Consider the following 16,179-nt stretch of genomic DNA (forward strand, 5'->3'; position numbering starts at 1 on the left):
AAATTGAGTGTTAGTCTCTTAGTGCAAGAGGCATTAAAATATATTTATAAGAACTGTTATCTCCTTCAGTAATTTCAAACATAGCTGAAGAAGTATTTCCTTTAATAAAAACATTATTATTTAAATTTTCAACAAATTCAAAAAGGAATTTTATATTAAGAGAGCATTTAAAATCATCTCCATTTTTAATCATATCAACTTTTTGATTAATTTTTGCTTTACCAGAAGAGGCAGAAATAGAAAGTTTTTTTCCTTTGAATTCTAAGATAGCGCCATTTTTTGATTCATTACTAGTTCTTGCCACTGTTAAAACCTTTTTTAAAGCACTTTTGAAATCATTATAATTAAACTCCATCTCTTTACTGAAACTATTTCCACAAAGGATAGCATCAAAATTAGGAAATGGAAGAGTAGTTACTTTTGTAAGGAAGTAAGTATTTTTCCATAAGAAAATAAGGTTCTCACCATTTGAACCAATAGTTATATCTTCATTTAAATCTTTGATTAATTTACACAAAATATTAACAGATTCAAGAGGAATTGAAAAATCCTTTTCTAAAAGAGATTTGTTATCCGTTTTTAAATAAGTTAATCTATATGAATCTGTTGATACAAAAGAGATTCTATCTTCTCTAAAAAGAGTTCTAATACAATTTATTGCTAAATTTTCTGTTGAAGGAGCAACCGAAAATTTTGTTCTTTCAAAACTTTTATAAAGTTCTTGAGGTGAAATTTTTGCAATTTCATCAACAAGTGGAAGTTTTAAATTTTCAGGAAAATTATCGTTATATAATAAAGTAAACTCAGCTAAATGAATAGAAAGAATATCATTTTTAGATGATAAATTAATAGTTTCATCATCTAAAAGCTTAATATATTCTAAAGCTAAATTTGGTTTAAAAATAACTACACCATCTTCAATTGTTTCGCAATAGATAGTTTTTATATAGTTAATGTCAAGGTTAGTACCTGTAAACGTTACTTTACCACTATTTGATTCTATTTTTAAACCAGAAATAATCGGTTTAATTGGATTATCTTTTAAAATATTAATAAATTCAGAGAAAATTTCAACTAGTTCATTTCTTCTAATATTAAAATTCATAGGGGGTCCTCCTAATTGTATTCTTTTCTAAAATTATACACTATAAATAAGAGTGTTACAAGAAATAAAAAAGTCTAACTTAAATTTTTAAGTTAGACTTTTAATATTAATCAATAAGAATTTCTTGCCAATATTTACTTTGAAGATCTAGTGTATTTTTAATATCTCTTAAAATTTCAGTATGTCTTAAATCATCTATTGAATATAGAGGTTCAACAGTGATAAGTTCTCTAGCAGGAACATTTATAGATGGAATTCTTAAATGCTCTGCAATTAGCTTATAGTTTTCAGGTCTTTGTACAAAATCCAAAAACTTATATGCAGCTTCTTTATTTGGTGCAGTTTTTGGGATAACAAACGAATCAATATAAGCTGTACCACCTTTTTCCGGAATTATAAATTCAGTTGTTTCTAACTGTTCTGGAGTTAATTCGTTTAAAACATTATCAGGATAGCAATGTACAACCCAGAAATCACCATTAGCAAAACCTTTACCAAAAGATTCAGAATCAAATTTGGCAATATTTTTTTTCCACTCTTTTACAAGATTAGCAGCTTGAGATATAGCAGCTTCATCTTCAGTTGTTTGAGGATATCCTAAAGTTCCTAAAGCAGAAGTCATAACCTCTCTCATATCATCTAGTAAAGTCATTTTTCCTTTATATTCAGCATTGTTATAAATTGTGAAATCTTTTGGAAAATCTTTAACATATTTAGTGTTTACTGCTATAGTTGTAGCACCCATTGCAAAGGGAAAAGCATAATCATTATTAGAATCAAAGTACTGCAGCTTTTCAAATACCATAGGATCTATATTATTTAATGATGGCAATTTAGACTTATCAAGTTTTTCAAGCATTCCATCATTCATTAAAATTTCAGCATAATCAGTTGAAGGTGTTAAGATATCATATCCAGATCCTCCAGCCTTAATTTTAGCAAACATCTCTTCATTTGATGAATAAATATCTTCAATTACTTTAATACCCGTTTCTTTTTCAAAATCTTCATAAATTTTAGTGGGAATATAATCAGCCCATCCATAAAGATAAAGAACATTCTCATTTTTTTGTTTTTCGTTACCACATGAAAGTAGTAGGAAAACTAAAGATAATAAAGTTATTATTTTTTTCACTTAAACCTCCCTAAAATATAAATTATATAACCGCTAAAAATTGTATTATATTTTTTAAAGATAGTCAAGAATAATTACAGCTAAAGATTATTTAACTAGAAAATAGGACAAAATTAATGTATAATCTTATGTAAAATATAATTAGTTTTAGGAGATATAATATTGGATATAATAACAAGTAAAGACAATGAACTTTTCAAGAGTTTAAAAAAGTTAAAAGCAAAAAAATATAGAGAACTGGATAAATTATTTTTGGCAGAAGGAAGAAAATTTTTGGAATTTGAAGAGATTCCTAAAGTAATAATATTTAAAGAGGGAGTTTCAGAAGAAAGTATAAAATTATCTGAAAAATTTCAATGTAAAAAAATAATTTTAAGCGAAAAATTATTTAAAGAGTTAAGTTCACAAGAAAATTCTCAAGGAGTTATCATTTGCTATAATTCTAAAGAACAAAAATTGGATTATTTAGATAAAAATATTGTTGTCTTAAATAGAGTAGCAGATCCCGGAAATTTAGGAACAATTATAAGAGTAGCAGATGCAGCAGGATTTAAGGATATAATCTTAACTAAGGGAAGCGTAGATTGCTACAATGAAAAAACTGTAAGAAGCAGTATGGGATCAATTTTAAGTATAAATATCTACTATTTAGAAGAGGAAGATACTATACATCTATTGAAAGAGAAAGGGTATAAAATAATAGCTACAGCCTTAGAAAAAGATTCTATTCCATATACAAAAATGAGATTAGAAGAAAAAAATGCATTTGTATTTGGAAATGAAGGTGATGGAATTTCTCAAAATATATTGTTAAAAAGTGATGAGAAAGTAATAATTCCGATTTACGGAAGTGCAGAATCATTAAATGTAGCTATGGCCACAGGGATTATTTTATATGATGTAAGAAATAGATTAGACAATAAATAAGTATTAGGAGAGATTTTGATGATAAAACTAGTTGTTACAGATATGGATGGAACATTTTTAAATGATAAAAAAGAGTTTTCAAATGAATTTTGGGAGATTCATTCAGAAATGGAGAAAAAGGGTATTAAATTTGTTGTAGCTAGTGGAAGGCAATATCAAAATTTAAGAAAAAATTTTGATAAGATAAAAAATAAAATAGTTTTTATTGCTGAAAATGGGAGTTATGTTGTAGAAAAAGAAAAAGAAATATATTCAAGAATATTATCTAAAGAGATAATAAAAAAATATGTTGAAATAGGAAGAAAGATACCTACAACAAATGTGGTATTATGTGGTAAGAAATCTGCATATATTGAATCGACTGAAATAGAATTTGTTACAGAAGTAGAAAAATATTATGAGGAAAGAAAAGTTGTTTCAAATCTTTTAGATTTTATAGATGATGAAATAATAAAAATTACTTATTGTGACTTAAGTGGAACAGAAAGAAATGTGTATCCCTATATAGAAAATGAAAAAGATTGCCAAATTGTTGTTTCAGGTGAAATTTGGTTAGATATAAGTCATTTGGAATCTAATAAAGGGATAGCATTAGAGGCTCTTCAAAAAGAGTTGGGAGTAAATTATGAAGAAACTATGATTTTTGGAGATTATTTAAATGATTTAGAAATGCTAAAAAAGGGTAAATATAGTTTTGCAATGGAAAATGCACATGAAGAAATAAAGAAAATATCAAATTTTATAGCAAAAAGTAACAATGAAAATGGAGTTTTAGAAGAGCTGAAAAAAATTATTTAATCTTATTTTAAGGAGGGGAATTTTTATAATGAGAAGATGTATGAGAGTAATATTTATGTTAATTCTAACGGTAAATATTTTTGCTGAGTATAAATTTCCAATGAAAAATCCATATGTGGCAACAATAGTTGGAAGTTCTAAGATTATGGCAAAAGGAATACCAAATGAAGTGCCAACTAAGGAATTCAAAATTATGTTAGAAAGAAGTAATAAAGTACCTGCAAATATGTGGTTTGACAATGGATTTAATTTTTCTTTAAGTAAACAAAAAGGGAAAGCTCCTTTAATTTTTGTTTTATCAGGAACAGGATCTGCATATAACTCTACAAGAACAAAAAACTTTCAAAAGATATTTTACAATGCAGGATATCATGTACTAACTGTAACGTCAGTGTTTAATTCTAATTTTATATTAAACGTATCAAATAGTCAGGTACCTGGAGTTTTGATTCAGGACGGTTTAGATTTATATAATATTATGGGAGATATGTTAGAAAAAGTAAAAAAAGAGGAGAAAGTTGAAATAACAGACACTTATTTAATGGGATATAGTATGGGAGCAACGCACTCAGCTATTTTATCTTATTTAGATTCTCAAGGAAAAGATTTTAATTTTAAAAGAGTTTATATGGTTAATCCATCTGTTAATTTATACTATTCAGCAACTACTTTAGATAATATGTTATCAAAAAATATAGAAAATAAAGGGCAAATAGTAGAAATTATTGATGAAGTAATGGAAGTAGTAAAAAAGAACATCTCACCTAGTGATTTACAAATAACAGAAGAAGGAATATACTCAATTTTTGAAAAACAAGAATTATCTAATAAAGAGATGGAAAGATTAATAGGACTTGCTTTTAATTTAACATCAATTGATTTAAACTATATTGTAGATCAAATAAATGGTACTCATGTGTATTCAAATACAACTCCGGGAAAGTTTTCAAAAATGTATCCTTATTTTGAAAGCATTAATTTTGCAAACTTTAGTGATTATTTAAATAAATTAGCTTATCCATATTATTTAAAAATATTAGGTGGAGATTTAACTTTTAACGATGTTTTAAAATATGGAGATTTGAGAATAATTAAAAGTTATTTAGAGAAAGAAGATAAAATAGTAGCAGTAACCAATGAAGATGATTTTATTTTATCTGATAAGGATAGAAGTTTTATAAAAAATGTATTTAAAGAAAGAAGTTTGATATATCCTTATGGGGGACATTGTGGAAACATGTTTTATCAAACTAATGTGGATAAAATGTTAGAGTTTTTAGAGAAGGGGGTGTTCAACAATGAATTATAAAAAGTTAGGCTTAATGATAAGTTGCATATTTTTTATTAGCTGTTCTCCCTTAAAAACCAAAAATGATATTTCTGAAAAAAATTTTGAAAAAAAAGAAAGCTTAAATCAACATACTCATTTAAAGAGTAATGAATACTTAAAATTAGGAAATGGAAAAGAGATTATATATGAACCAGAAGGAATAAGAAGTGAAGTTGTAGAAAAGAAGGAGATAAATGGAACTAAATTTATAGAAGTTTATGATCCGTTAGAACCTTTGAACAGAAGAATATACTACTTTAATTATTATTTAGATAAATATGTTTTAATTCCAGCTGTTAATACTTATGAATTTATAGCACCAAAATTTGTTCAAAAAGGTGTGTCTAATTTCTTTTCAAATTTACAAGAAATTAATACGTTTATAAATTCAATATTACAATTTGAAGGAAGAAAAGCTACAATAACTTTTGTTAGATTTGGAATAAACTCAACAATTGGTATTTTAGGATTATTTGATGTAGCATCTGCTTTGGAATTACCAAAAACATATGAAGATTTTGGATTAACTTTAGCAAAATATGGAGTTGGAAATGGACCATACTTGGTATTACCTGGTTTTGGACCATCCAATCTTAGAGATACAGCAGGGAAAGCAGCAGGAATAGTAAGTGTTTCAGAGATAAATCCATATGATCAACCTGTTGGTTTTGATGTTAATAACCCAGGAGTTACTACGATGGGAGCAATTAATGCAAGAAAAGAAAATCAGAATTTTAGATACTATGGGACTGGAAGTCCTTTTGAGTATGAGTATGTAAGATATTTCTATACTAAATATAGAGATACATTAATAGATGTAAATGATGTAAAAGTAAAGGGGAGAGGTGAATAGTTTTGAATTTACAAGAGTTTGTACTAAATTACAAAGATGATGTTGTTAAATCAATTCAGGAGTCAGTTAGAATTAAAAGCGTGCAAGAGGCACCATTAGAAGGAATGCCTTTTGGAGAAGGACCTGCAAAGGCTCTAGAGCATATGTTAGATTTAGGAAAAAAATTAGGTTTTGAAGTTGAAAATTTTGATAATTATGCAGGTCATATTGATTTTGGTGTAGGTTCAGATGAAGAGATGATAGGGATTCTTGGACATGTGGATGTTGTACCTGAGGGAAAAGGATGGGATCATCCACCATATGAAGCAAAAATAGTAGATGGGAAAATGTATGGAAGAGGAGTTTTAGACGATAAAGGTCCTACAATTGCTGCCTTATATGCATTAAAAGCTATTAAAGATTCAGGAGTTAAATTAAATAGAAAAGTTAGAGTGATAGTGGGAGCTAATGAAGAAACTGGCTGGGGATGTATGAACCATTATTTTGGAAAATTAAATATGCCACAACCAGCAATGGCATTTACTCCAGACTCATCATTTCCTGTAACTTATGCCGAAAAAGGAATTTTACACTTAATGCTGAGTCAAGAGTACCAAGAAGAATTAAATTTTTCAATAAAAGGTGGAGTAGCATTTAATTCAGTTCCAGATTCTGCGATAGGGTTATTTCCATTGTCAATGAAAGATGAAATATTTTTAAATTTAGAAAAATATAACGAAGGAAAAGAGTTTAAGATAGTAGCGACTGAAAAAGATGAAAAAATAGAAATAGTTTCTTTAGGAAAAGCTTCTCATGGAGCTAGACCAGCAAATGGTTATAATGCAATATCAGCTTTATTTAGTTTCTTGTCAACTTTAAAAATAGAAGATGAAAAACTAAAAAATTTAGTAGAATTCTTCAATGAGTATGTAAAGATGGAATATTCAGGAGAGAGATTAGGAATTAATTTTGAAGATGAACCATCTGGAGTATTAACATTAACTATTGGTAAAATTGAGTGTGAAGGTAAAAATGTAATGTTTGGATTTGATATTAGATATCCAGTTACATTTACAAAAGAACAAGTAATTGATCAAGTAGAAAAAAGAGCAAAAACTAAAAATTTAAATGTTACAGTAAGGTCAGCAAAGAATCCACTATATGTTCCTAAAGATAGCTTCTTAGTGACAACATTAATGGATATATATAAAGATATAACAGGTGACGTAGATGCAGAACCAGTTTCTATTGGTGGCGGAACGTACGCTAGAGCTGTAACAAATGGAGTTGCATTTGGAGCTTTATTAAAAGATCAAGAGGATAATATGCATCAAAAAAATGAGTATTTAGAATTAGATAAATTAGATACTTGGTTAAAAATATATGTTCAAGCAATATATGATTTAGCAAAATAAAAGTGTAAGAAAAAACTGCAGTATTGCAGTTTTTTTATTTTTTGTAAAAATAAAAAATAGACAAAAATACTAAAAAAATAGTATACAAGAAAAATTAGAATCTATATTAATAATAACTATATATGATATTAATATATACATAATAAAAATATATTTTTAAAAAACTATAATATAAAATATATTAATTCAAATAATAAAAATTAAAATAAAGTTATAGGGAGGGATAAGGATTTATGAAAAAAATTTTTTTAATTTTAATGAGTTTTTTATTATCAGTAGTTAGTATGGGACAAGCACCATATCATATTGGAGTAATAACAGGGACAGTTTCTCAATCAGAAGATGGATTAAGAGGAGCTGAAGAGGCCATAAAATTATATGGACCAGCAGATAAGGGTGGAGAGATAGTACATGTAACTTATCCAGATAATTTTATGCAAGAGATGGAAACGACAATTTCTCAAATGGTAAGTTTAGCAGATGATCCTAAAATGAAAGCTATTGTTGTAGGAGAAGCAATTCCAGGAACAGTGGAAGCGTTTAGAAGAATTAGAGAAAAAAGACCAGATATTTTACTTTTAGCAAATTCACCACACGAAGATCCTGAAATGATTGGAGAAGTTTCGGATTTAGTTGTGAATCCAGATAGTATAGCAAGAGGTTATTTAATAGTAAAAGCAGCAAAAGAGATGGGAGCAGATAAGTTTATGCATATTTCATTTCCGAGACATATGAGCTATGAGCTTCTGTCAAAAAGAAGAAATGTAATGAAAGTTGCTGCAAATGATTTAGGAATGGAGTTTATTGAAATGACAGCTCCAGATCCTGTAAGTGATGTAGGAGTAGCAGGAGCACAACAATTTATCTTAGAACAAGTTCCAAATTGGATAACTAAATATGGAGATAAAACAGCTTTTTTTGCAACAAATGATGCTCATACAGAGCCTTTATTAAAAAGAGTTGCAGAGAAAGGTGGATACTTTGTTGAGGCGGATTTACCATCGCCTACAATGGGATACCCTGGAGCTTTAGGGATACAATTTACAGAGGATGAAAAAGGGAATTGGCCAAAGATTTTAGAAAAAGTTGAAAAAACTGTGGGAGAAAAAGGTGGAGCAAAAAGAATGGGAACATGGGCTTATTCATACAATTTCTCTGTTACAGTTTCTTTAGTTGATTTAGCAAAAGAAGTACTAGATGGAAAAGCTCAAATAGATGATTTTGATGCTTTAAAAGAAGTTTTAGCAAAAAATACTCCAGGAGCTCAGTGGAATGGAAGTAATTATGTAGATGTTAGAGGAGTAGAGCGAGAGAATTTCTATTTGTTATACCAAGATACATATGTTTTAGGAAAAGGTTATTTAAAAATGACAGAACTAGAAGTGCCAGAAAAATATTTTTCAATAAAATAATTGAAATTTTTGACCACTAGACTTTACCTGACTAGTGGTCAAAATTTTTGATAGAGGTATAAAAGGGAGTGATATAATGCAAAAAGAACTTTTAAGAATGTCAGGAGTATCTAAGAGTTTTGGAGAAAACACAGTATTAAAAGATATAAATTTTACAATAAAAGAGGGAGAAATAGTAGGTCTTGTTGGAGAAAATGGTGCAGGAAAATCTACTTTAATGAAGATAATTTTTGGAATGTCTCTAATAGAAGAAACTGGTGGATATAACGGAGAGATGATTTTTCAAGGTAAAAAAGTACATTTTAAAAGCTCTTTTGATGCTTTAAATGCGGGAATAGGAATGGTTCATCAAGAATTTTCTTTAATTCCAGGATTTAAGGCTTCAGAGAATATAGTTCTAAATAGAGAAAGTTTAAAGAAATCTTTTGTAAAAGAGATATTTGGAGAAAGAATAAGTAAAATAGATTTTGAAAAAGATAGAGAACGAGCAAAGGTTGCAATATCACATTTAGGAGTTGATTTGAATGTAGATACTAAAGTTAATGAGATGCCTGTAGCACATATGCAATTTACAGAGATTGCAAGAGAAATAGAGAGAGAAAATGTAAGGTTATTAGTTTTAGACGAACCAACAGCAGTTTTAACAGAAAAAGAAGCTGAAATTTTGTTAAAAACAATGAAAAGGTTGGCAAGTGAAGGAATAGCAATTATATTTATAACTCATAGGTTAAATGAAATTATGGATGTCTCAGACAGGATTATAGTTTTAAGAGATGGTATTATGATGAGTGAATTAGAAACATCAGAAACTAACGTAGATGAAATTACAAAATTAATGATTGGTAGAGAGATAGGAGAGAAAACTAAAAAAGAAGAAAAAAAAGAGAGTAATCCAGAAATTATTTTAGAAATGAAAAAGTTATGGGTAGATATGCCCGGTGAAAAAGCTAAAAATATAAATTTAAAAGTTCGAAAAGGTGAAATAATAGGATTAGGAGGAATGGCTGGTCAAGGAAAGGTAGGTATAGCGAATGGAGTAATGGGTCTTTATCCAGCAGGGGGAGAAGTTATATATAAAAATGAAAAAATAAATTTAAATAATCCTAAAATACCTTTGGAAAAAGGGATGTATTTTGTATCTGAAGATAGAAAAGAAGTGGGACTTATACTTGAAGAAAAGATAAGTATGAATATAGCTTATCCATCAATATATATAAAAAATAAATTTTTAAAAGAAAGATATTTTGGATTATTAAAAAGTATAGATGAAAAAGAAATAGATAAAAATAGTCAACACTACATTGAAAAATTAGAGATTAAATGTATGAGTGGGAGTCAAAGGGTAGGAGAGCTAAGTGGTGGAAATCAACAAAAGGTGTGCTTAGCAAAAGCTTTTACAATAAACCCAGATATACTTTTTATATCAGAACCTACAAGAGGAATTGATATTGGAGCAAAAAAAATTGTTCTTGAAACATTGAAAGAATATAATAGAAATAGTGGAATGACAATAATTTTAACTTCATCAGAATTGGAAGAGTTAAGATCAGTTTGCGACAGAATCGCAATTGTAACGGAGGGTGAAATTGCAGGTATTTTATCTCCAGGGGATGACCTGTTAGAATTTGGAAAATTAATGACAGGAGTTAAGGGGGACAAAAATGAATGAGAATATAGTAAAAAAAATAAAAGAGATAGGATTACCGAGAATAATAATAGCTTTATTTCTACTTTCTCTATATACACTAGCACCTTTTGTAGGAGTTAATCTGAAAGTAGCTTTTCAAGATACTTTAATTAGGGTAGGGATGAATATAATATTAGTATTGTCTCTTATTCCAATGATTCAAGGAGGTACAGGGTTAAACTTTGGTATGCCTTTAGGTGTAGAAGCTGGATTGCTTGGAGCAGTTTTAAGTATAGAGCTAGGATTAACTGGACTACTTGGATTTTTAGGTGCAATATTGATATCATTACCAATATCAATACTATTTGGTTATGGATATGGTTCTATATTAAATAGAGTTAAAGGTGGAGAGATGATGATAGCAACATATGTTGGTTTTTCATCAGTTGCATTTATGTGTATTATGTGGCTCGTATTACCTTTTAAAAAACCTGATATGATTTGGGCATATGGTGGAGAGGGATTAAGAACAACAATAAGTGTTGAAGGATATTGGAATAAAATTTTAGGTAAAATATTTTCTTCGTCAGGAAATTTTAGTTATATTGGAGAGATAGTATTCTTTTTATTATTGGCATTTTTAATAAAAGAATATTTTAAGAGTAGAAATGGATTAGCCATGAAAGCTGTTGGATCTAATGAAAAATTTGCTAGATCAATAGGTGTTGATATTAATAAAGCAAGAATAAATTCAGTTATAATGTCAACTATGATAGCAGGAATTGGAATAATTGTTTACCAACAAAGTTTTGGATTTATACAATTGTATTTAGCACCTTTTTATATGGCATTTCCCGCTATAGCAGCCATTTTAATTGGGGGAGCTTCAGTGAGAAAAGCTTCTATATTTAATGTTATTGTTGGAACTGTTTTGTTTCAAGGAGTTATAACAATGACTCCAATAGTAATAAGTGGATTGATAAAAACAGATATGTCAGAAACTATAAGGGTTATAATATCAAATGGAATGATAATCTATGCATTAACTAGAAAAGGAGGGGAGAGATAATGGAAAAAATAAAAAGTTTTTTACAAAAAAATATAGTTCCAATTTTTATTTTAATCTTTATTTCTTCAATAATTCCAATATCTAAATTAACTCCTCAATACTTAATTCAAGAGATGATATTAAGATTAGATAGAAATTTATTCTTAGTTCTATCGTTGTTAATACCAATAATAGCTGGAATGGGGTTAAACTTTGGTATTGTTTTAGGAGCAATGGCTGGACAAATAGCTCTTATTTTTATAACAGAGTATAGAATAATAGGATATCAAGGAGTATTTTTAGCTATGATTTTATCAACTCCTATAGCAATGGCATTGGGATATTTTAGTGGAAATATATTAAACAAATCTAAAGGAAAAGAGATGATAACTTCCATGATTTTAGGATTATTTATGAATGGAATTTATCAATTAGTTGTTTTGTATGGAATGGGAAGCATAATAAAGATATCAAATCCAAAATTGATACTTTCAAGAGGAAGTGGAATAAGAAATGCAATAGATTTGCAAGGTATTAGAAGAGGATTAGACAGCCTATTAGAAATAGATGTTTTAGGACAAAAAATACCTGTAGCAACATTTTTGTTAGTAGGACTTTTATGCATATTTATAGTTTGGTTTAGAAAAACCAAGTTAGGACAAGATATGAGAGCAGTGGGACAAAATATTGAAATAGCTAGAGCGGCAGGAATAAATGTAGATAGAACAAGAGTTTTAGCTATTGTAATATCAACGGTGCTTGCAGGATTTGGACAGATTATATATTTGCAAAATATAGGAACTATGAATACTTATAATAGTCATGAACAAATAGGGATGTTTTCTATTGCTGCTTTATTAATTGGAGGAGCATCGGCTGTTAAAGCAAGTATTCCAAATGCAATAACGGGAATTATTTTATTTCATATGATGTTTATTATTTCTCCTGTGGCAGGAAAAGAATTGATGGGATCAGCTCAAATAGGAGAGTATTTTAGAGTGTTTGTATCGTATGGAATAATAGCTTTAGTTTTAGTGATGCATGAATGGAGAAGAGAACGAGAGAGACGGGCAGAAAGAGCAAATGAAATCTCTGATAGCAAGGGGGAAACTATATGAGAAAAAAATTAAGCATATTGATATTTTTATCTCTTGTATGTTTAATTGGCTGGATTTTATATTCAACAGGGCAAGAACATACTTTAATTGTAAATAATAATTATAAAAATAAAGATATGAGTACAAATATAGTGATAAAAATTTCTGGAGAAAAAGATAAAAAAATAGGGAAGAATAAAAAAGCAGTGTTTGATTTAAAAGGGGTAACTCATAAATTTTCTATTCTGGTAAATGAAAAGCAAATTGATGGAGTTGTAAATTTTAAGATGAATAAGAGTGGAGAACTAGAAGTGGAAAAGTTTTTAAATAATGAAGAAAATTGGTTAAAAACAATTAATCAATATTAAAAAGGAGAGAATATTATATTCTCTCCTTTTTTAATTTATAAAGGTGCTTTCTTTTAGATATTTTGTATCGTCACCAGCTATAAAAATTATCGAGTTGTCAGATAAAAGATCAATAACCTCTTTAGATAGTTCAGTTGGAATAGCAGGGCATCCAAGAGTTCTTCCTAAAAATCCCATTTGATCAATATATTTTTTAGATGCATAATCAGCACCATGTATGACAATTGCTCGATCATAGGCATTAGAGTTAAAACGATTTTCTAGGCCTTTTAATCTTAAAGAATAACCATAATTTCCAAAATATGGCTTTGTATCAGTAATAAAAAATCCAAGAGAACTTTGGAAAGAGTTAGGTGCATTAGAGAATTTTGTAGCAAGAACTTTTCCACTGTTTTTTCCATGAGAAACATAAGTATAATAAAGTAACTTTTTTTTCTTTAAGTCAATAACTGAGAATCTTGGTTCAGTAGATGGTTTAGTAAAATCAATAACTGTTAAAAACTGAAAGGTTTTCCCTTTAATTTTAGAAGCCCCTTTTACGGCATTCTTAAATACACTATAATTCATTTTATCTTTTAGTTCCAATGATTTATAGAGAGATGAAGTAGAGCTAAAAACAGTCATATAAAGAATAAAAAATAATAATAATAATTTTTGTTTCATAAACCACTCCTGAAAAATAGAATTTTGTTTTTTTTATTATAACAAAAAATAGGTCAAAAAGTAGAGAAAAAAATAAAAAAATAGGAAAATTCTTACTAAGAATTTTCCCATTATATTTTATAAAGTAACGACAATTGATTTAAAAATTTTGTAAGTAACAAACCCAGGTTTAGCTCCTTTAGGTTTATTTAAATATTTGATTTGTGTGTAATCTACTGTAAGTTTAGTTCCTTTAGGCAACTTTGATTGTTGACCACAAAATACAGCAATATCATAAATAGACTTTTCAGATAATAATTCATTGGCGTTCACAACAGCATGAGTTCCAGGCATATCTTTACAGTGGAACCACATATCTTCTCTATGAGAATATTTAGTTGTTAGAGCATCATTTTCTAAATTATTTCGACCATATCGAACTAAAATACCATCAATAGTAATTTCTCCAAAATTAAAAGTTTTAATAACTTGTTTTTTAATATTTTTTTTATGTTTTGTTTTAGAAGGAACTTTTAAATAACCTTGACTAGAAAGCTCTTCTTCAATTAGCTTTAGATTTTCTTTAGAATCACTATTATTAATAAAAGATTCAACACCTAAAAAATATTTTAAATTATCAGATATTTCAATTAATCTTTTTTGATTATATTCCATACCTTTTTTTAACTTATTGTATTTTTTATATATTTTTTCTAAATTTATCTGAGGTGTAACTAATGGATCTAAAGGAATTGTACACATACAATCATTATAGAAATCATAAAGTTCTACTTCAGTCATGCCTTTTTTTAAAGAATATAAAGAGGCAGCTAATATATCTCCGAGCTCTCTGTATCTATCAAAGTTTTTTTTCTCTTCAAGATCTTTTTTTATAGAAATAATTACTTTTTCAGATTTTTTAATCTCTTTTTTTATACAAGATGTAAGTTTATCTTTTAAAATTTTAAAAGTATTAGATAAATTTTGATTGTTTAAATAAAAATTTATCAGCTCTTGGAATGAACTATATGTAATTACAGTATTATATTCTCTAGGCTCTATATTTAAAACAGTAGCTAAGATAATTTCATTATGTTCATTAAAAAATATTTTAGGAGCTATTTTATCTTTTAAAATATTTTTTAGATTTTCAAATGATGTAAGTGAATTAGCGAGAGTTTTTCCAAGTCCTTCTATGTTTTTAAGAAGTGATTTTTCATTTTTCTCTTTAAGAAACTCCTCCTCGTTTAAGTTTAAGGGAGAAAGTTTTTTTTCAAGAGATGGTGTTGAATAATCAATTCCAGGGAACAATACTCTATTTGGATTCTCTTCAATAGAAAAACGTTTTATAGAGTCTAGTACTTTATTTTCTTTTGTAGTAAGAATAAGATTAGAGTGCTTTCCCATCATCTCAAAATATAGATTATAGATTTTTACTTCTCCAAGTTCATTCAGTTTAGAAAAAGTAAAAATAAGAATTCTATCATATCCCAATTGATTAATAGATATTAAAGTTGAGCCAACAATATATTTTTTTAAGTTTAAGGCAAAAGAACTATTTTCTTCTAATAAATTATCCTCTTTTGTATCTGATAGGTAGCATAATGAAAGAGAAGGGAAACAAGAGAGTATAAATCTCTGTTTCCCAAAATTAATACTTACAGCAAGGGAACTAGTTTGAACTACTTTATTGACACCTTTTCCTTTTAAAGAAGTTTCTAGCTCAGTTTTAATTTTATTTAAAGATATACCATCAAGGTACAACATTATTCTTCAACCTTTATAGCAATAAGATTTTTTGCATCTAAAAGATTAACTTTTAAAATAGAACCATCCTCTTTTTCAAGTGCTACCTTATCTTTTTCTTCAGATTCTACAATTTTAACTGTTGAGTAATGCTCGATTCCGTTATTGGCAAAATAATCCTGTATAATAGGTGTTCCTTTAACCTCATTAATAGATACTACAGTTCCTACAGGAAACTCTGTAACAGAATGAGGCTTAAAAAATTCTGTTTTATCTTTTAAATTTTTTAAAATCAATTCAAAAGTTTCAGTAAAATGATTTAAATCCTTTTCTGGAATATTTTCTGTTATAGTTGAAATTATATTTTTGTGATAAGTATTATGATAGTTTAATGCTTCAATACCTTTTTTAGATAGAGAAACGTAAACTTTTCTTCTATCAGCATCAGAACGAACTCTATCAATGAATCCTTTTTCTCTTAGTTTTGTAATTGCAACTGTAGCAGTTCCCATAGTTATTCCAAGTCTATCAGATAGTTCATTCATACTAAGTGATTCTTTTCCAATGGCTTCAATTATGTGTAACTCAGTATGTGTTATACATTTAATACCTCTTTTTAATGCTAAATCTTCTGTTTCGTAGAAAAGCTTGTAAAAGTTTTCTAAGACATCATTTACTTTATTTATATTATTCATAA

General features: G+C 28.0%; 15 protein-coding genes. 10 read left to right on the forward strand and 5 right to left on the reverse strand.

Annotated elements, in window-relative coordinates:
- Positions 1-10: 10 nt before the first annotated feature.
- Entirely contained in the window at positions 11-1,105 is a 1,095-nt protein-coding gene (locus H5J23_RS05595) for a DNA polymerase III subunit beta (protein WP_023049821.1), read from the reverse strand.
- Positions 1,106-1,211: 106 nt separating this feature from the next.
- Complete coding sequence (locus tag H5J23_RS05600; RefSeq protein ID WP_023049822.1) at positions 1,212-2,240, reverse strand: extracellular solute-binding protein; 1,029 nt, start codon at positions 2,238-2,240, stop codon at positions 1,212-1,214.
- 162 nt (positions 2,241-2,402) lie between these two features.
- Between H5J23_RS05600 and H5J23_RS05605 the strand changes: the two genes are divergently transcribed.
- From H5J23_RS05605 to H5J23_RS05650, 10 genes are all read left to right on the forward strand, one after another.
- Positions 2,403-3,167, forward strand: coding sequence for an RNA methyltransferase (locus tag H5J23_RS05605; RefSeq protein WP_023049823.1), 765 nt, complete (start codon positions 2,403-2,405; stop codon positions 3,165-3,167).
- Between the two features lie 18 nt (positions 3,168-3,185).
- Entirely contained in the window at positions 3,186-3,965 is a 780-nt protein-coding gene (locus tag H5J23_RS05610) for a Cof-type HAD-IIB family hydrolase (protein WP_023049824.1), read from the forward strand.
- 28 nt (positions 3,966-3,993) lie between these two features.
- A complete protein-coding gene (locus tag H5J23_RS05615) occupies positions 3,994-5,274 on the forward strand; it encodes a serine/threonine protein kinase (RefSeq protein ID WP_185891258.1) in 1,281 nt (426 codons plus the stop codon).
- Complete coding sequence (locus H5J23_RS05620) at positions 5,264-6,148, forward strand: VacJ family lipoprotein (protein ID WP_023049826.1); 885 nt, start codon at positions 5,264-5,266, stop codon at positions 6,146-6,148. The genes H5J23_RS05615 and H5J23_RS05620 overlap by 11 nt, the downstream gene beginning before the upstream one ends.
- A gap of 2 nt (positions 6,149-6,150) precedes the next feature.
- The gene (gene pepV / locus H5J23_RS05625) at positions 6,151-7,542 is read left to right on the forward strand and encodes a dipeptidase PepV (RefSeq protein ID WP_185891259.1); all 1,392 of its coding nucleotides are present in this window, start codon (positions 6,151-6,153) and stop codon (positions 7,540-7,542) included.
- A gap of 257 nt (positions 7,543-7,799) precedes the next feature.
- Positions 7,800-8,954, forward strand: a complete 1,155-nt coding sequence (locus H5J23_RS05630; RefSeq protein ID WP_370523841.1) for a DUF3798 domain-containing protein — start codon at positions 7,800-7,802, stop codon at positions 8,952-8,954.
- Between the two features lie 76 nt (positions 8,955-9,030).
- The gene (locus H5J23_RS05635) at positions 9,031-10,623 is read left to right on the forward strand and encodes a sugar ABC transporter ATP-binding protein (RefSeq protein ID WP_185891261.1); all 1,593 of its coding nucleotides are present in this window, start codon (positions 9,031-9,033) and stop codon (positions 10,621-10,623) included.
- On the forward strand, positions 10,616-11,650 hold the full coding sequence (locus H5J23_RS05640) for a branched-chain amino acid ABC transporter permease (protein ID WP_023049831.1): 1,035 nt from the start codon (positions 10,616-10,618) through the stop codon (positions 11,648-11,650). The genes H5J23_RS05635 and H5J23_RS05640 overlap by 8 nt, the downstream gene beginning before the upstream one ends.
- Positions 11,650-12,747, forward strand: a complete 1,098-nt coding sequence (locus H5J23_RS05645; protein WP_185891263.1) for an ABC transporter permease — start codon at positions 11,650-11,652, stop codon at positions 12,745-12,747. Before H5J23_RS05640 ends, H5J23_RS05645 begins: the two co-directional genes overlap by 1 nt.
- The gene (locus H5J23_RS05650; RefSeq protein ID WP_023049833.1) at positions 12,744-13,094 is read left to right on the forward strand and encodes a DUF6672 family protein; all 351 of its coding nucleotides are present in this window, start codon (positions 12,744-12,746) and stop codon (positions 13,092-13,094) included. The genes H5J23_RS05645 and H5J23_RS05650 overlap by 4 nt, the downstream gene beginning before the upstream one ends.
- Before the next feature lie 30 nt (positions 13,095-13,124).
- Here the strand turns inward: H5J23_RS05650 and H5J23_RS05655 are convergent, their stop codons facing one another.
- The 3 genes from H5J23_RS05655 to H5J23_RS05665 all read right to left on the reverse strand — a co-directional run bounded on the left by H5J23_RS05655 (position 13,125) and on the right by H5J23_RS05665 (position 16,177).
- The gene (locus tag H5J23_RS05655) at positions 13,125-13,757 is read right to left on the reverse strand and encodes a murein L,D-transpeptidase catalytic domain family protein (RefSeq protein WP_023049834.1); all 633 of its coding nucleotides are present in this window, start codon (positions 13,755-13,757) and stop codon (positions 13,125-13,127) included.
- A gap of 117 nt (positions 13,758-13,874) precedes the next feature.
- Positions 13,875-15,503: an NFACT family protein gene (locus H5J23_RS05660; RefSeq protein ID WP_185891265.1), complete on the reverse strand. Its 1,629-nt coding sequence runs from the start codon at positions 15,501-15,503 to the stop codon at positions 13,875-13,877.
- Positions 15,503-16,177, reverse strand: coding sequence for a MarR family winged helix-turn-helix transcriptional regulator (locus H5J23_RS05665; protein ID WP_023049836.1), 675 nt, complete (start codon positions 16,175-16,177; stop codon positions 15,503-15,505). Before H5J23_RS05665 ends, H5J23_RS05660 begins: the two co-directional genes overlap by 1 nt.
- Positions 16,178-16,179: the final 2 nt, after the last annotated feature.

The organism is Cetobacterium sp. 2G large (assembly GCF_014250655.1).
Classification (GTDB): domain Bacteria; phylum Fusobacteriota; class Fusobacteriia; order Fusobacteriales; family Fusobacteriaceae; genus Cetobacterium_A; species Cetobacterium_A somerae.